Source organism: Lysobacter alkalisoli (genome assembly GCF_006547045.1).
Lineage (GTDB): Bacteria > Pseudomonadota > Gammaproteobacteria > Xanthomonadales > Xanthomonadaceae > Marilutibacter > Marilutibacter alkalisoli.
Genome location: NZ_CP041242.1, coordinates 3,792,163 through 3,808,470 on the forward strand (window position 1 = coordinate 3,792,163; position 16,308 = coordinate 3,808,470).

Here is a 16,308-nt window from a genome sequence, read left to right on the forward strand (position 1 = left end):
AAGGCTCCTGGCGCACTCAGTCGGCGCCGGGATGGATATCGAAGGCCAGCGACAGGCGCAGCCGGGCGGTAGCCTCGCACAGCCAGTTGCCGAGGTCGAAGCCGAAACTGTTGTCGGCAAACAATCCGATGAAGAGCTCGCAGCGCCCGCCTTGACTGGCGAGCGCCTGGAATGCGGGCTGGTGCGGCGCCAGGCGGTCGAGCTGGCGGCGCAGGAAGGCTTCCAGCGGTTCCTCGGTCCAGCCGCGCGGCGCGGCCTGGTCGAGCAGCGATGCGCTCGCGTAGCTGTCGGGGTAGGCGCCCTCCAACCGATGTCCGGCCGGGGTGCGCCGAGGCTCGCCTGCACGCCAGGCGCGCGTGGGCCGCAACCCGATCGCCTCGAACAGCGGCTTCAGATCGTCACTGGGATGGGTGGCGCGCAGGGCCACCTGATAGCGGTAGGGATTCACGATCGTTGCGGGCGTCAGCTGTGAATCGGCGCCGTCCTCGATGGCCCGGCTTCAGTCGGCCTTGCCGCGGAGCTTCTCGAGCACGCCGTCGAGCGCGTCGAGGTTGGAATAGTGGATCACCAGCCGGCCCTTGCCGCCGCGGCCGTGCAGCACATTGACGCGGGTGTTGAGCGACTCCGCCAGCTCGCGTTCGAGGCTGAGGATGTCGGCTTGTGGCGCGGCCCTGGCCGGCTTGCTCTTGCCGTTCGTCGGCACCATGCCGGCGGCGAGCTGCTGCACGCGGTGCTCGACCTCGCGCACCGACCAGCCATGCTCGGCAGCCTGGCGAGCGAGCGCGATCGCCGCCTGCGGGGTCAGGGTCAACAGCGCACGGGCGTGGCCCATTTCCAGCGCGCGGGTCTCGACCAGCACCCGGATTTCCGGCGGCAGTTCGAGCAGGCGCAGCAGGTTGGACACCGCCGCACGCGAACGTCCGACCGCTTCCGCGGTCTGGGCGTGGGTCAGGTCGAATTCGTCGATCAGGCGCTGCAGCGCGGTGGCTTCCTCCAGCGGGTTGAGATCCTCGCGCTGGATGTTCTCGATCAGCGCCATCGCGACCACGGTACGGTCGTCGACCTCGCGCACCACCACCGGGATCTCGCTCAGGCCGGCACGCTGGCTGGCGCGCCAGCGGCGCTCGCCGGCGATGATTTCCCAGGTCTTGCCGCCGCGCTCGGCGATCTCGCGCACCACGATCGGCTGGATCACGCCCTGCGCCTTGATCGACTCGGCCAGCTCGTCGAGCTTGTCTTCGTCCCAGTGCTTGCGCGGCTGGTACTTGCCCGGCGCCAGCGCATCGACCGGCAGGGTGCGCAGGGCGTCGCCCGGGGTCGCTTCCAGCGCCGGCGCCTCGGCCGCGCCCTTGGGACCGAGCAGGGCTTCAAGCCCCCGCCCGAGTCCACGCTTCTTCGCCACACTTGCCTTGGCCGTCGCGTCCTTGGCTGCGGTCATGCCGCCACCTCCGGTGTGCCGGCAGCCGAGGCCGCCTGTGGTTGCGCTGCCGCACGTGCGGCCTGTTCACGCTCGCGCTGGCGGCGGATCACCTCGCCGGCCAGTCCCAGGTAGGCGATGCCGCCGCGGCTGGCGCGGTCGTAGCCGACGATGCTCTGGCCATGGCTGGGCGCCTCGGCCAGGCGCACGTTGCGCGGCACGATGGTGCGGAACACCTTGTCGCCGAAGTGGTTGGTCAATTCGGCCGAAACCGCGTTGGCGAGGTTGTTGCGCACATCGAACATGGTCCGCAGCACGCCCTCGATCTCCAGCTTCGGGTTGAGCCGCTGGCGGATCGCCTCGATCGTCTCCATCAGCGCACTGATGCCTTCCAGCGCGTAGTACTCGCACTGCATCGGCACGATCACCGCATCGGCGGCGGTCAGCGCGTTGAGGGTCAGCAGCGACAGTGCCGGCGGGCAGTCGATCAACACGTAGTCGTAGCGGTCGGCGACACCGGCCAGCGCGATCTTGAGTTGCTGCTCGCGGCCATCGCGCTCCATCAGCTGGATCTCGGCGGCGGTCAGGTCGATGTTGCCCGGCAGCAGGTCGAAGTCCTCGGCGGTGCGCACGATCGCGTCGGCGGCCGCGACCTCGCCCATCAGCACGTCGCAGACCGAGCTTTCCAGCTCGCGCTTGTCGACGCCGCTGCCCATCGTCGCGTTGCCCTGCGGGTCGATGTCGACCAGCAGCACTTTCTTCGGCGTGCGCGCCAGTCCTGCGGCCAGGTTGACGGCGGTGGTGGTCTTGCCGACCCCGCCCTTCTGGTTGGCGATGGCGATGATGCGGGCCATGCGGCTGGTTCCCCTGGCGTATGCGGGTGGCACCCCGGAGGGCGTTGGGTTCGGTGGCCGGCGCTCGCTGCCGGGTCCGCACGCTGCCGCGGCGGGCCCGGTCCGGACGCAGGCCGGACTGGTGATTATGCCCATCTCCAGGCGCCTGTCCCACCTCGGGGTCACGATTGCCGGCGATTTGGCGACGGCCGGAGAAGGATGAACGCGCAGTTCGTCGCCTGGGCACGCGGAGCGAACCCAAGGTGGGTCGAGAGGAATCCCGGGCGCGCGGCGCTTGCCCCGGGCTACGTCCGGCCCTGGTCGCGCCCAACCACGATCAGGTGGCGTTCGGCATCGAGGCCGGGCACGTCGAGGCGATGGCTGGCGCGAAGGGTCCAGCCGGCCGGCAGGGCGGCGATCTCGTCATCAGGATGAGTGCCCTTCATCGCCAGCAGCACGCCGTCGGGTTTCAGCAGAGGGCCGCCGAGTTCGATGATCAGCGGCAGTGTCGCCAGCGCGCGTGCGGTGATCGCATCGAACGCGCCGGCCTCGTCCACCGCCTCGATCCGGGATTCCAGCACCCGCACCCGTGGCGCGAGGTCGAGTTTGCGGATCGCCTCGCGCATGAAGCGCGCCTTCTTGCCGTTGCTCTCCACCAGTGCGACGCGCAGGCCAGGCTTGGTGATTGCCAGCGGGATGCCGGGCAGGCCGGCTCCGGTACCCAGGTCGGCCAGCGCGCCCCCGGCGGCGGCAATGTCATTGACGAATGCATGCATCGCCAGCGAATCGAGCAGGTGCTTGACCAGCATCTCGCGCGGATTGCGGATCGCGGTCAGGTTGTAGGCGCGGTTCCAGCGCGCCAGCAGGGCCAGGTAGTCGAGCAGCGGCGTGGACAGGGCCGGGTCGAGGCCGAGACCGGTCAGGCCGGTTTCGAGGGTCGGGCGCAGGTCGGGGGCAGGGCGGTCGGCATCGGCAAAGTCTAGTGGGTCGTTGCCCGGGCCGGTCAGCTTTCGCTCCTGCGCCACGCCAGTGTGCCGAGATAGCCGGGTGCCGGCGCGATCTCAGCCAGCGACCAGGCGTCGGGCCTGCCGAGTTCTGGATGGCATTCGACCAGTCGCAGGCCATGCGGCCCGTCGCTGAACGACAGCCGGTCAAGGCCGAACGCGATCCCCCGCCCGTGCGCCTTGAGCACCGCCTCCTTCGCGCACCACAGGCGCAGGAAGGCCTGCTCGCGCGCCTGCTCATCGGCCATGGAGTCCAGCCATGCATTCTCGGTAGCGGTGAACCAGCGCCTGGCCAGTGCCATCGCGCGCGGCCGCGGACGCCGCCACTCCAGGTCGGCGCCGACCCGCAAGCCGGTTTCGCCGAGTGCGACCAGCAGCCCCTCGCCGCTGTGGCTCCAGTTGATGTCGCGGGCGGCCAGCGGCGCCCCGAGCCACGGCCGCCGGCCATCGTCGCGGTACAGCGGCACGGCGTCCGCCGACAGCTCCAGCTGTGTCGCCAGCCAGCCGCGCGCCTGCGCCTCGGCGGCCACGCCGTGCTGACGCGGCAGCCAGATCCAGCGCACGGGCATCGCGGCGGGACCGGATTCGGAAGCTGGCGGGTCGAGGGCTGGCACGGTCGGATGGGTAACGGTCAGGTGAAGGCGGGGAGGATGCGCGGCATGGGCTCGCCACAGGCCCTAAACTACCCGACAGGGGGCGGCCATGGCCGCATGCAGGAACAGCGCGGGGGATGCCGCAACCATGTCAGCCGAGCTTCAGCCAGCCAAGCGCCAGACCACGCCAACGTCCCGGGGACCCGGGCACGCGCTCGCCACCGGCGACGCCGCGCGACCGGTCGCCTTCGATGCACACGGCGCGATCGAGCTGGCGCGCTTCCGGCGCGAGGTCCGCGGCGTCGCCGCCGGCCTGCCCGACGCACCGGCGGTGATCAACTTGTGCGAGGACCGCTACCGCTTCCTGGTCGCGTTCTGTGCTGCCGCGCTGCGCGGCCAGACCACCCTGCTGCCACCCTCGCGGGCCCCGGCGATGATCGACGAAGTGCTGGCCCGGCACCCGGGCAGCTATGGCCTCGGCGACGTCATGCCCTGCTGCAGCACGCCCACCGACGCCCTGGATCGCGCGATCCGGCTGCCTGAACAGCTGCCGCAACTCGACGGCGGTCCACTTGTCGTCGCCGACGACGCGGTCGTGGCGATCGGCTTCACCTCCGGCAGCACCGGCCAACCGCGGCCGAACCCGAAGACCTGGGCCGCATTCCGCGCCAGCACCACACAGAACCTGGCGGCGCTGCAGGACCTGCTCGACGCCGGCATCACCCCAACCCGAACCACGCCACTTGTCGCCACCGTGCCGCCGCAGCACATGTACGGCATGGAGATGTCGGTGCTGCTGCCGCTGCTGGGGCCGGTCGCGGTGCACACCACAAGGCCATTCTTCCCCGGCGACATCGCCCGCGCCTGTACCGACGCCGCCGGCGCGCCACTGCTGGTCACCACCCCGGTCCACCTGCGCGCGCTGGTCGAGTCCGGCGTGGCGATGCCGGCGCTGGCCGGCATTGTCTCGGCGACCGCGCCACTGCCCGCCGAACTCGCCCGCGCCGCCGAGGCCCGCTTCGGCTGCGAAGTGCGCGAACTGTTCGGCTCGACCGAGACCTGTGTGTTCGCGCGCCGTCGCACCGCGGTCGACACGGCCTGGACACCGCTGCCCGGCGTGGACCTGCACCCCCGGCCCGACGGCACCGCGGTGCACGCGCCGCACCTGACCGGGCCAGTGCTGCTGGCCGACCTGATCGAGGTGTTCGAAGACGGCCGCTTCGCCCTTCACGGCCGCAACAGCGACCTGCTGGAGATCGCCGGCAAGCGCGCCTCGCTCGGCGACCTGACCCGCAAGCTGCAGGCCGTACCCGGGGTCGAGGACGCGGTGGTGTTCCAGCTTGATGAGGCCGATGCCGCCGGCGTGCGCCGGATCGCGGCATTGGCGGTGGCGCCGGGCCTGGCAGCGGAGGCGGTCATGCAATCGCTGCGTGCCACCGTCGACCCGGTGTTCCTGCCGCGCCCGCTGCGCTGCGTCCCGGCGCTGCCGCGCAACGAAACCGGCAAACTGCCGCGCCGCGCCCTGCTGGCGCTGCTGCACGGCCAAAGCTGAAAAGCTGAACAGCGCGCCCGTACTGACATGCCCGTCACGGGCACGGCCCCAGAGTGACCGCGACCCGCAGGCCCGCCACCGGCGCGCCCGGGTCATGACGGTACTTTCACTCCGGGAGAGCTGGCATGAGTTGGATCATCATGTTGTTCGTAGGTGGCATTGCTGGCTGGTTGGCCAGCATCGTCATGAAGACCGATGCGCAGCAGGGCATCATTCTGAACGTCGTCGTCGGCATCATCGGCGGCTTCCTCGGCGGCTGGCTGCTGCCGATGGTCGGCCTGAACCTGACAGGATGGCTCGGCTACCTGATCACCGCGCTGATCGGCGCGATCGTATTGCTGGCCATCGTCAATCTGTTCCGGCGCGGCAAGATGCGCTGAGCACGATACCCGGGCTGTGCCCGGGTATCCCCAAAGTTTGCTGCGCAAACCTTGGCCCCGCCGTGCACCTCCACACCCCCTTCGCACCTGCGGCGCGAATCGCCCCCCCTGAACAAGGGGGGCGATTTCAGGTTCTTCTTCCACGTGAGGGGGGCTCGCCTTCAGCGAAGGCGTGGGCGCTGCCGCTTGCGTTCGATCGCCGGTTCTCGCCGCTGTCTGGCTGTCCCGCCGCGACCTGCCGGCCTTGGCGGGATCGCGCGGCCACGCTGGAACGCGAAGCAGACCCTCCCCGGGAGTGCGCTTCTGGAACCACCAGTCATGTCGGAACGCCGGGGGCGAAGGCCCTTGGGTGCGAAATCAAGGCGGAGGCGCCGGCCCTGGCCGGTGCCGGGGGACATTCGTACCCAAGGGCCTTCGCCCCCGGCGCCGCGGTTATCCAACAGACCCGGCGCTTTCCCCTCGATTGGGCGAAAAACCCGATTTCAGGGGGGCGATTCCCGGTTCTGTCCTATGCGTCCAGCGTCACCCATGCCGGGGCGTGGTCGCTGGGGCGCTCCCAGGTCCGCGGCTCGCGGTCGATGCCGGCGGCGGCGCAATGTGGCCTGAGCGCGTCGGAAACCAGGGTCAGGTCGATGCGCAGGCCGCGGTCGCGGCGGAAGCCGGCCTGGCGGTAGTCCCACCAGCTGAAGGTGCCGGCCTCGTCGCTGTGCAGGCGGAAGGCGTCGTGCAGGCCCAGCGCACACAGCCGGCGCAGCGCGTCGCGCTCGGCGGTCGAGGTCAGGATGTGGTCCTCGTTCCACAGCTCCGGGTCGTGCACGTCGCGCGCGTCCGGGGCGATGTTGAAATCGCCCATCACCACCAGCCTCGGATGCGCGCGGATCTCCTCGGCCAGCCAGTCGTGCACCGCCTCGAGCCAGCGCAGCTTGTAGGCGTACTTGTCGGTGCCGACGTCCTGGCCGTTGACCACGTACAGATTGACGATGCGGATCGCCCGTTCCGGATCCGAGGATCCGGGAGCGCCGACGGTCGCCGCGATCACCCGCTTCTGGTCGTCTTCGAAACCGGGAATCCCCATCTGCACATCGCGTGGCGCCTCGCGGGCGAGGATGGCGACACCGTTGTAGGTCTTCTGGCCAGAGAACACGCTGCGCCAGCCGGCCGCGGCGAGTGCATCGTCGGGAAACCGGGCGTCCTCCAGTTTGGTCTCCTGCAGACCGACCACGTCGGGTGCGGCCTGGTCGAGCCACTGCTGCAGATGCGGCAGGCGGACGTTGAGCGAGTTGACGTTCCAGCTGGCGATTTTCATGCGCCGCAGTGTAGTCGACTACCTCGCCAGCCAGCGGATCATCCGGTCGACCCAACCCGTGTACGGCGGCCGGATCAGGTCGCTGCCGGCGCGGCGGGCCTGGTGCAACACCGGTAGCAGCTTGCTGAAGGTGTCGAAGCCGTGGCGACCGTGGATCTGGCCCATCCCGCTCGGGCCGATGCCGCCGAACGGCAGGCTGTGCACGCCGAAATGGATCAGGGTGTCGTTGACGGTGACGCCGCCGGCCAGCACGCCGGACACGATGCGCTCGATGCTGGCCCGGTCATGGCTGAAGGGATACAGCGCGAGCGGGCGATCGAGGCGTTGCATCTTCGCGATCGCGTCGTCCAGGCCCTGGCAGGAAACGACCGGCAGGATCGGGCCGAAGATCTCATGGCGCATGACCTCGGCATCGAGGTCCGGATCGATCACCAGTACCGGCGGCAACAGGCGCGCGCCGGCATCGGCCTTGCCCGCGAACGGCTCGATCACGCGCAGGCCGCGTGCGTGGGCGTCGTCGAGGCAGCCGCGCAGGCGTGCATGCTGGGCGTCGCTGATGATGCGGGTGTAGTCGAGCGGCGCGTCGAAGTCGCCGTAGCGCTTGTGCAGCTCGGCGACGATGGCATCGACGAAGGCATCGCGGCGGGCGGCGTCGACAAGCACGTAGTCGACGCCGATGCAGGTCTGGCCGGCGTTGAACCACTTGCCGGTGGCGATCCGTGCGGCGGCGCTGGCCAGCGGGTAATCCGGACAGACGATGGCCGGCGACTTGCCGCCCAGCTCCAGCGTCAGCGGGGTCAGGTTCGGCGCCGCCGCCGCCATCACCTTGCGCCCGACCGAGCTCGAGCCGGTGAACAGCAGGTGGTCGAATGGCAGCGCGGCGAAGGCGGCACCGACCTCGGGGCCGCCCAGCGCGACCGCGACGCGGTCGGCCGGGAACACGTCGGCCAGCAGCGCGCGCAGCCAGGCACCGGTGCGCGGGGTGTGTTCGGACGGTTTGAGGTAGACGTGGTTGCCGGCGGCGATCGCCGACACCAGCGGCACCAGCGCCAGGTTCACCGGGTAGTTCCACGGCGACATGATCCCGACCACGCCGACCGGCTCCGGCCGCACCTGCGCCCGTGCCGGCCAGAACTTCCAGCCGACCGCGGCGCGGCGCGGTTTCGCCCAGCGGCTCAGGTGGCGCAGGGCATGGGCGATCTCGGCCAGCACCACCATCGTCTCGGAGATCAGGTTCTCGTGTTCGGAACGATGGCCGAAATCGGCGCGGATCGCCGCGTCCATTTCCACCACCCGGGTCCGGAACGCGTCGCGCAGACGCAGCAGGTCGGCACGGCGCTGGGCCATGGCGGGCTTGCGCCCCTGCCAGGCTTGGCGCAGCGCGCGATGGGTCACGCGCAACTCGTCGGGCGTGGTGTCGGCGGTGATGTCCATGGTCCGAGTGTAGGCGCAGCCACGGTCCGACAGACCAAACCGGTACAATCGACGCATGACCCTGCGCCCCTACCTCGACACTTTTCCCAGCCTCGGCGAGCGCGTCTACATCGACCCCGCCGCGACCGTGATCGGCGCGGTCACGATCGGCGACGACGTTTCGATCTGGCCCGGCTGCGTGGTCCGCGGCGACGTCAACCGCATCGAGATCGGCGCCCGCACCAACATCCAGGACGGCACCATCGTCCACGTCACCCACGAGGGCCCGTTCACCCGCCCGGGCGGACTGCCGACGGTGATCGGCAACGACGTCACCGTCGGCCACGGCGCGATCATCCATGCCTGCACCGTGCACGAGTTCGCCCTGATCGGCATGGGCGCGAAGATCCTCGACGGCGCCACCGTCTCGCGCTTCGGTTTTGTCGGTGCCGGCGCGGTGCTGGCGCCGGGCAAGACCGTCGGTGAGGCGGAACTGTGGCTTGGCAATCCGGCCCGGTTCGTGCGAAAACTGGACAATCGCGAGATCGAACAGTTGCAATACAGCGCGCAGCATTACATGCGATTGAAGGATCGGTACCTCGGCATCACCGGTAGTTGAGGGCTTCGGGACAGGCTTTCCAAAGCGGAAAAGGACCGGAAGCTGTTTCGTTGAAGATTTCGCCGGTACGGGGGCGCAGTGCAGGGATTCACGATGTGGGGATGTTCAAGGCATGGCAGTGATTGACGGCAGGGCCGCCGCGGTGCCCGTACTCGACACCTGCCGCGAAGTCGTCACTCCCGAAGGCGTCGCGCTGCGTCTGCCTGCGGCCGGGCCGATGCCGCGAGCGCTGGCCTGGCTGATCGACTTCATGCTGCGCATGGCGATACTGGTGGCCGGCAGCATGGTGGTGGGCATGCTCGGCCGCGGCAGCATGGGCCCGTACCTGATCCTGCTGTTCTCGGTGTTCTGGCTGTACCCGATCGCATTCGAGGTGCTGTGGGGCGGACGCACGCCGGGCAAGCGCGCACTCGGGCTGCGGGTGATCGCCGCCAACGGCGCCCCGGTCGGCTGGCTGGCGGCGTTCGCGCGCAACCTGCTGCGGGTGGTCGACATGCTGCCGTTCGGTTATGCGCTGGGCCTGCTGGTCAGCTTCGGCGATCCGTGGGGGCGGCGTATCGGCGACATGGTCGCCGGCACCCTGGTCGTGCACGACAGCCGCACCCCGCCGCCGGCCACCACCCCGCCCGCCGAACCGATGGCCGCGCCGGTCGTGCTGCTGCCGCACGAGCAGGCGGCGCTGGTCGCCTTCGCCGAACGCGCGCCGCGGCTCACACAGGCACGCCAGATCGAGCTGGCCGAACTGGGCTCGCCCTGGCTGCAGGCACGTGGCGACACGGCAGTGCAGCGCCTGTACGGCATCGCCAATGGCCTGCTGGGGCGGCGCGACCCTGGACCGCACGGCTCTGGACAGCACGGCTCTGAACAGCATGGCTCTGAACAGCACGGATCTGGACAGCACGGATGAAGCAGGAACTCTTCGTCCGCCGCCACGAGCCCGAATGGCTGGCGCTGGAACGCTGGCTCGACGCCCGCGGCCAGGCCCGCAAGGCGCGCAACGAGCGGCGCGGCTGGGACGGCATCGCCGACCATGAGATGCCGGCCCGCTACCGCCGCCTGTGCCAGCAGCTGGCGCTGGCCCGGCGGCGCGGCTACAGCCCGGTGCTGGTCGAGCGCCTGCAGCAGATCATGCAGCGTGGCCACAGCCTGCTCTACCGCACCCCGCCGCCGCGCTGGCATGTGGCGCTGGAATTCCTGCTGTCGGGGTTCCCGCGCCAGGTGCGTGCCGAGCGCGGCTGCATGCTGGCCTCGCTGGCGCTGTTCGCGCTGCCGTTGGTGGTGATCTTCGTCGCCATCCAGCTCAAACCGGAGCTGGCCAGCAGCCTGTTCGACCCGCTCCAGCTGGCCGGGTTCGAGAACATGTACGACCCGAAAGACCCGGAGCGCAAGCTCGGCCGCGACAGCGAAACCGACCTGGCGATGTTCGGCTACTACATCTGGAACAACGTCAGCATCGGTTTCCGCACGTTCGCCAGCGGCCTGCTGGCCGGACTGGGCACGGTGCTGGTGCTGCTGTTCAACGGCGTGAGCATCGGCGGCGTGGCCGGGCACCTGCAGGCGGTCGGCCACGGCGATCCGTTCTGGCGCTTCGTCGCCGGCCATTCGGCGCCGGAACTGACCGCAATCGTGATCGCCGGCGGCGCCGGCCTGCGGCTGGGCCTGAACCTGGTCGCGCCGGGACGGCGGCGGCGCATCGATGCGCTGGTCGAGGGCGGCATCCGCGGTGCGCGCTTGTGCCTGGGGGTGTTCGCGATGCTGGTGTTCGCGGCGTTCGTGGAGGCGTTCTGGTCGTCGATCGCGTGGATGCCGGCATGGATCAAGTACTCGGTCGGCGCCGGCCTGTGGACGCTGGTGCTCGGCTGGCTGCTGCTCGGCGGCCGCCATCTCGGACCCACCGGCGAACACGACGGAGGCGCGGCATGAACCTGGAGTCGCTGACCGTCGCCCTGCGTCCGCGTACCGCGTGGGAAGCGGTGGAGCTGGGCACGGCGCTGACCCGTCGCCACGCCGCCGCAATCTGGAAGCCGTGGCTGCTGCTGACCATCCCGATGCTGGTGCTGTGCAATCTGCTGGCCTGGTCGCTCGGCGTGATGTGGCTGGCGCCGCTGCTGATGTGGTGGCTCAAGCCGCTGTACGACCGCATCCCGCTCTATGTGCTCTCGCACGCGGTGTTCGGCGACGTCCCGGGCCCCGCCCGCACCTTGCGCGCGCAGTTCAACTGGGGCCTGCGCTGGATGCCGGCCCACCTGACCTGGCGCCGGCTCAGCCCGGTGCGCGCGCTGAACCTGCCGGTCGATCTGCTCGAAGGCGGCCAGGGCGCGGCCGCGCGCCAGCGCCGTCGCGCCCTGGCCGGGCCGGTCTATGGCATCGGCGTGCTGGTCACGGCGATCTGCCTGCATTTCGAACTGGCGGTGTACCTCGGGTTCAACGCGCTGGCATTCCTGTTCATCCCGCCCGAACACCTGACCGGGGCCTGGAACGGTTTCCTGACCCTGATGCGCGAACAGCCGCTGTGGCTGGACCTGCTCACCAATACCCTGGTGTGGCTGGCGACCTGCGCGATCGAACCGTTCTATGTCGGCGCCGGCTTCGGCCTGTACCTCAACCGGCGCACCCAGATCGAGGGCTGGGACATCGAGATCGTGCTGCGCCGGCTGGCCTCGCGGCTGGCCCGCACCGCCACGCCGCTGCTGCTTGCGGTCGCGCTCGGCGGCGGCCTGCTGGCGGCCTCCACCGTGCCGGCATCGGCGCAGGAGATCGACGGCCCGGTGCGGCCGCTGTCGCAGCGCAAGCTCGACAAGCCGGTCCGGGAAAAAGCCGACACCAGCGAAGACAGCGATGAAGGCGAAACCGCCACGGAAGATGATGCTTCCCCGCCACGCCGTCGCGACCACCTGCAGAAGTCCACCCTGCCGAAGGTGTTCCGCGGCATCGCCGATGCCGACGGGCTGAGCGAGTCGGTCGCCCGCGCCTATGACGACCCCAGCGTCACCCGCAAGCGCACGGTGACGACCTGGCAGCGGCGCGACCGCAACGAGAAGAAAGACCACAAGCCCTCAAACTCCGACGCCCCGGCGCTGAAAGCCATCGGCACCGTCATCGCGCTGATCGGCAAATACGGCCTGTGGCTGCTGCTGGGGGTGCTGGTGGCGATCCTGCTGGCGACCATGCCGCGCTGGATCGGCTGGCTGCGCGGGGCGGTCGATGCGCAGCGGCGTGAACCCGACCCGATCGTCCACGATGCCCTGATCGAGGACGCCCCGTTGCCCGACGACATCCCGGCCGCGGCACGGGCACTGTGGAACGCCGGCCGCCACCGCGAGGCTTTGGCGCTGATGTACCGCGCCAGTGTCGAGGTGGTGCGCGAACGCGCCGGCGTGGTGCTGGTGCCGGGCGCGACCGAAGCGGCCTGCCTGCGCGCCTCGCGCCGGATGCCCGAGGCCGGCGACCGCGATGCCTTCGCCTCGATGGTGCGGTTGTGGCAGTACGCGGCCTACGCCGGCCGATTGCCCGACGACAATGCCTTCGAACAGCTGCTCGACACCCTCGGCGGGCGCTTCGGCTGGATTTCGAGAGGCTCGTTCGCCAGCGGCGGAGGCGCGGCATGAGCGCGGCGCCGGCCACATCACGCCCGAGCTCGCGCCGGCAGACGCTGTGGACGCTGCTCGCGGTGGCGATCGCATTGCCGCTGCTCGGCGCGGTCGGCTGGTGGTGGTACTCGACCCATGAGCGGGTCGAGGAGGAGATCGAGCTGCCACGCACCGGCGAGATCACCTACAACCCGCTGTACGTGCTCGGCCTGGCCCTGCGCGAGGACGGCTGGACGGTGGACATGCGCCAGCGCCTGGACAGCCGCAAAGCCACGCTCGGCCCACGCGACACCGTGGTCGTGCTCAACGATCCGGGCCGGATGTCGCAGATCGATGCCGACACCCTGCTCGACTGGGTCGACGGGGGCGGCCACCTGGTGGTGCGCACTCCACCGTCGGGCATGGTCGATTCGCTGTTCCCGCGCCAGTCGCGGCTCGAGGCCGGCGCGGGGCGCCAGGACACCCTGTTCGAAGCCCTCGACGTGATGCTGGCCAAGGCCCCCCGGCCCTGCGTGCCGCTGCTGGTCGACGGAGAGGAGAGCCATGTCGAGTTCTGCGGCGGCCAGCGCTTCGGAACCGGCGCGATCGGCCCGCTGCATCGCTGGAAGGACGAGAACGGCCACCTCGTCTACGCACGCCTGCCGTATGGCGAGGGCACGGTGGACGTGATCGCCGGCCTCGACTTCATGACCAACGACAAACTGCGCGACGGCCCGCACATCGTGCTGGCCCGGCAGCTGCTGGAACCCAACTGGAAGGCCGGCACCGCGCACCTGCTGTACGCGGCGGAGATGCCATCGTTCTGGCGCTGGCTGGCCGCCAACAGCTGGATGGCCTGGCTGCCGCTGCTGCTGGCGCTGCTGGCCTGGTTGTGGTCGCGCATGCAGCGTTTCGGGCCACAGCTGCCGTCGCCGATCGGCGAGCGCCGCTCGCTGCTCGAACATGTCACCGCCAGCGGCGAGCACATCTACCGCTACGGCTACGGCCATGTACTGCATGCCGCGGTGCGTGCGGCCTTCCTCGCCCGCCTGCGCCGGCGCGATCCACAGGCCGCCGCGCTCGAAGGCGACGCTCAAGCGGCACTGATCGCCGAACGCTTCAAGGACACGCTCACGGTCAGTGCCGACGACGTGCGCATCGCCCTGTCCGCCCCTCCCGCGCGCGACCACGCCGCGTTCCGTTCCCGCATTGCCACCCTGATCCGGTTGAGGAATCAGCTATGACCGCCAACGAACTTCCACCGCAGCATGCTGCGCCCCCGTCCGCCGAAGCCTCGCCTGTCACAACCGCAGTTGCCGGTGACGGGCTGGCCGAGCGCGCCGCCGCCATCCGCGACGAGGTCGGCAAGGCCTTCATCGGCCAGCCCGAGGTGCTCGACCAGATCCTGGTCGCCCTGCTCGCCGGCGGCCACGTGCTGATCGAAGGCGTGCCCGGCCTCGGCAAGACCCTGCTGGTGCGGTCGCTGTCGCAGGCGCTGGACTGCAGTTACGCGCGCGTGCAGTTCACCCCCGACCTGATGCCCAGCGACATCAGCGGCCACGCGGTGTGGAACCCGAAGAGCGAGACCTTCAACATCCGCCGCGGGCCGATCTTCACCCACCTGCTGCTCGCCGACGAGATCAACCGCGCCCCGGCCAAGACCCAGTCGGCACTGTTGGAGGCGATGGCCGAACTGCAGGTCACGATCGAAGGCAAGAGCTTCCCGCTGCCGCCGCCGTTCATGACCATGGCGACCCAGAACCCGGTCGAGCAGGAAGGCACCTACCCGCTGCCCGAGGCCCAGCTCGACCGCTTCCTGCTCAAGGTACTGATCGACTACCCGGACCGCGACGACGAGAAGCGCATGGTCGCCGCGGTCAGCCGTGGCCAGACCGCGGCCTCGTTCGACCTGTCGCAGGTGCAGTGCGTGGCCGGCCCCGACGACATCGTCGCGATGCAGGCCGCCACCGCGCAGGTCGCCGTCGACGACGCGGTGATCGACTACGCGGTGCGGATCGTCGCCGCGACCCGCGACTGGGCCGGCATCGCGATGGGCGCCGGCCCGCGCGGCAGCCTCGCCCTGGTGCGGGCCGCGCGCGCGCAGGCGGTGCTGGCCGGCCGCGACTTCGTCACCCCCGACGACGTCCGCGAGATCGCCCTGCCGGCACTGCGCCACCGCATCGCACTGGCGCCGGAGCTGCAGATCGAGGGCCAGACTCCCGACGCCGTGCTCAAGGCCCTGCTGGCCAAGGTGGAGGCGCCGCGGCAGTGACGGCGCCTGTGCCACGCCGGCGCTGGCCCCGCCCCGCCCCGGCCCTGCTCGCATTGCTCGCGTGCTGGGCCGCGCTCGGCCTGGCTGCCAGCATCGGCTGGCTGCCGGCCCTGTGGTGGCAGGCGGCGGGAGCGGCGCTCGCCTTGCTCGCGCTGACCGACCTCGTGCGGCTATGGCGGCAGCCGTTGCCACAGGTCGAGCGCGGCATCCCCGACACCTGGCCGATCGGCATCGAACGGCCGGTGACACTGGCCTTCGAATCGACCCGTCGCCAGCGCATGGACGTGTTCGACCTGCATCCGGTCGGCTGGGCCCTGCACGGTCTGCCACGGCGGCTCGACCTGGGCCGCAACGAGTCCGCCCGCTTCGACTACCACCTGCGCGCGCACGAGCGCGGCGACTTCGTGTTCGACGGCACCCAGCTGCGCCTGCACGCGCCGTGGCGGCTGTGGACCCAGCTGCGCGTGGCCGGCGAGCCGCAAGCGGTGCGGGTGTTCCCGAACTTCGCGCCGCTGGCCAAGTTCGCGATGTTCTCCGCCGAGCAGGCCTCGCGACTGGTCGGCGCGCACGTCAAGCGCCGCCGCGGCGAGGGCACCGACTTCCATCAGCTGCGCGAATACCGGCTTGGCGACAGCCTGCGCCAGATCGACTGGAAAGCCACCGCGCGTTCGCACAAGCTGATCTCGCGCGAATACCAGGACGAGCGCAACCAGCAACTGGTGCTGCTGCTCGACACCGGCCGCCGCCTGCTCGCCCGCGACGACCTTGCGGATGGCAAGGGCATGGCCCACTTCGACCATGTGCTCGACGCCGCGCTGGTGGTCGCCTATCTCGCCCTGCGCCAGGGCGACGCGGTCGGCCTGCTCGCTGCCGGCGGCGACACCACCTGGGTACCGCCACGACGCGGTGCCGGCGCGATCGAGGGCCTGCTGCGTGGCAGCTATGCGTTGCAGCCGTCGCCGGTCGCCACCGACTTCCTCGCCGCCGCCACCGAACTGTCGGTGCGCCAGCGGCGCCGCTCGCTGGTGATGCTGGTCACCAACCTGCGCGACGAGGACATGGACGACGTGCTCGCTGCGGTGCAGCTGCTGCGCAAGCGACACCTGGTCTGCGTCGCCAGCCTGCGCGAAGTCGCCCTCGACAACGCCCTTGCCCGCGAAGTCCACGACCTGCCCGACGCGATCCGCGCCGGCGCCACCGCCCAGTACCTGCAACAGCGCAACGCCGCCCACGAGGCCCTGCGCAACCACGGCGTGATGGTCCTCGACGTCACCTGCGACCAGCTCGCCGCCTCGCTGGTCGAACGCTACCTGGCGGTCAAGCGCGACGGCCTGCTGTAGGTCTCGCCCT

At 70.4% G+C, this 16,308-nt stretch carries 16 protein-coding genes; 9 read left to right on the plus strand and 7 right to left on the minus strand.

Annotated elements, in window-relative coordinates; all coding sequences use genetic code 11:
- Nucleotides 1-16: 16 nt before the first annotated feature.
- The 5 genes from FKV23_RS16745 to FKV23_RS16765 all read right to left on the minus strand — a co-directional run bounded on the left by FKV23_RS16745 (nucleotide 17) and on the right by FKV23_RS16765 (nucleotide 3,823).
- The gene (locus FKV23_RS16745; protein ID WP_141624890.1) at nucleotides 17-448 is read right to left on the minus strand and encodes a hypothetical protein; all 432 of its coding nucleotides are present in this window, start codon (nucleotides 446-448) and stop codon (nucleotides 17-19) included.
- 51 nt (nucleotides 449-499) lie between these two features.
- On the minus strand, nucleotides 500-1,438 hold the full coding sequence (locus FKV23_RS16750; RefSeq protein WP_141624891.1) for a ParB/RepB/Spo0J family partition protein: 939 nt from the start codon (nucleotides 1,436-1,438) through the stop codon (nucleotides 500-502).
- A complete protein-coding gene (locus FKV23_RS16755; protein ID WP_141624892.1) occupies nucleotides 1,435-2,271 on the minus strand; it encodes a ParA family protein in 837 nt (278 codons plus the stop codon). The genes FKV23_RS16750 and FKV23_RS16755 overlap by 4 nt, the downstream gene beginning before the upstream one ends.
- 284 nt (nucleotides 2,272-2,555) lie before the next feature.
- Entirely contained in the window at nucleotides 2,556-3,197 is a 642-nt protein-coding gene (rsmG, locus tag FKV23_RS16760; protein ID WP_244244201.1) for a 16S rRNA (guanine(527)-N(7))-methyltransferase RsmG, read from the minus strand.
- Nucleotides 3,198-3,253: 56 nt separating this feature from the next.
- Nucleotides 3,254-3,823, minus strand: a complete 570-nt coding sequence (locus FKV23_RS16765; RefSeq protein ID WP_407067689.1) for a 4'-phosphopantetheinyl transferase family protein — start codon at nucleotides 3,821-3,823, stop codon at nucleotides 3,254-3,256.
- Nucleotides 3,824-3,995: 172 nt separating this feature from the next.
- On the opposite strand from FKV23_RS16765, the gene FKV23_RS16770 reads away from it, so the two are divergent.
- Together FKV23_RS16770 and FKV23_RS16775 are read left to right on the plus strand one after the other, a co-directional pair.
- Nucleotides 3,996-5,399 (plus strand): AMP-binding protein, encoded by a 1,404-nt coding sequence (locus FKV23_RS16770; RefSeq protein WP_141624894.1) that lies wholly within the window; start codon nucleotides 3,996-3,998, stop codon nucleotides 5,397-5,399.
- A 125-nt stretch (nucleotides 5,400-5,524) separates the two neighbouring features.
- A complete protein-coding gene (locus FKV23_RS16775; protein ID WP_141624895.1) occupies nucleotides 5,525-5,779 on the plus strand; it encodes a GlsB/YeaQ/YmgE family stress response membrane protein in 255 nt (84 codons plus the stop codon).
- A 508-nt stretch (nucleotides 5,780-6,287) separates the two neighbouring features.
- Here the strand turns inward: FKV23_RS16775 and xth are convergent.
- Complete coding sequence (xth, locus tag FKV23_RS16780; RefSeq protein ID WP_141624896.1) at nucleotides 6,288-7,085, minus strand: exodeoxyribonuclease III; 798 nt, start codon at nucleotides 7,083-7,085, stop codon at nucleotides 6,288-6,290.
- An 18-nt stretch (nucleotides 7,086-7,103) separates the two neighbouring features.
- Nucleotides 7,104-8,519 (minus strand): coniferyl aldehyde dehydrogenase, encoded by a 1,416-nt coding sequence (locus FKV23_RS16785; RefSeq protein WP_141624897.1) that lies wholly within the window; start codon nucleotides 8,517-8,519, stop codon nucleotides 7,104-7,106.
- Nucleotides 8,520-8,574: 55 nt separating this feature from the next.
- On the opposite strand from FKV23_RS16785, the gene FKV23_RS16790 reads away from it, so the two are divergent.
- From FKV23_RS16790 to FKV23_RS16820, 7 genes are all read left to right on the plus strand, one after another.
- On the plus strand, nucleotides 8,575-9,117 hold the full coding sequence (locus tag FKV23_RS16790; protein WP_141624898.1) for a gamma carbonic anhydrase family protein: 543 nt from the start codon (nucleotides 8,575-8,577) through the stop codon (nucleotides 9,115-9,117).
- 112 nt (nucleotides 9,118-9,229) lie between these two features.
- Nucleotides 9,230-10,024 carry an RDD family protein gene (locus tag FKV23_RS16795; RefSeq protein WP_141624899.1) on the plus strand — a complete coding sequence of 265 codons (795 nt, stop codon included), beginning with the start codon at nucleotides 9,230-9,232 and terminating at the stop codon, nucleotides 10,022-10,024.
- Nucleotides 10,021-11,040: a stage II sporulation protein M gene (locus FKV23_RS16800; RefSeq protein ID WP_141624900.1), complete on the plus strand. Its 1,020-nt coding sequence runs from the start codon at nucleotides 10,021-10,023 to the stop codon at nucleotides 11,038-11,040. The genes FKV23_RS16795 and FKV23_RS16800 overlap by 4 nt, the downstream gene beginning before the upstream one ends.
- Nucleotides 11,037-12,725 carry a DUF4129 domain-containing protein gene (locus tag FKV23_RS16805; RefSeq protein WP_141624901.1) on the plus strand — a complete coding sequence of 563 codons (1,689 nt, stop codon included), beginning with the start codon at nucleotides 11,037-11,039 and terminating at the stop codon, nucleotides 12,723-12,725. Before FKV23_RS16800 ends, FKV23_RS16805 begins: the two co-directional genes overlap by 4 nt.
- Complete coding sequence (locus tag FKV23_RS16810) at nucleotides 12,722-13,930, plus strand: DUF4350 domain-containing protein (RefSeq protein WP_141624902.1); 1,209 nt, start codon at nucleotides 12,722-12,724, stop codon at nucleotides 13,928-13,930. Before FKV23_RS16805 ends, FKV23_RS16810 begins: the two co-directional genes overlap by 4 nt.
- Complete coding sequence (locus FKV23_RS16815; RefSeq protein WP_141624903.1) at nucleotides 13,927-14,958, plus strand: AAA family ATPase; 1,032 nt, start codon at nucleotides 13,927-13,929, stop codon at nucleotides 14,956-14,958. The genes FKV23_RS16810 and FKV23_RS16815 overlap by 4 nt, the downstream gene beginning before the upstream one ends.
- Nucleotides 14,955-16,298: a DUF58 domain-containing protein gene (locus tag FKV23_RS16820; protein WP_244244038.1), complete on the plus strand. Its 1,344-nt coding sequence runs from the start codon at nucleotides 14,955-14,957 to the stop codon at nucleotides 16,296-16,298. The genes FKV23_RS16815 and FKV23_RS16820 overlap by 4 nt, the downstream gene beginning before the upstream one ends.
- Nucleotides 16,299-16,308 lie beyond the last annotated feature (10 nt).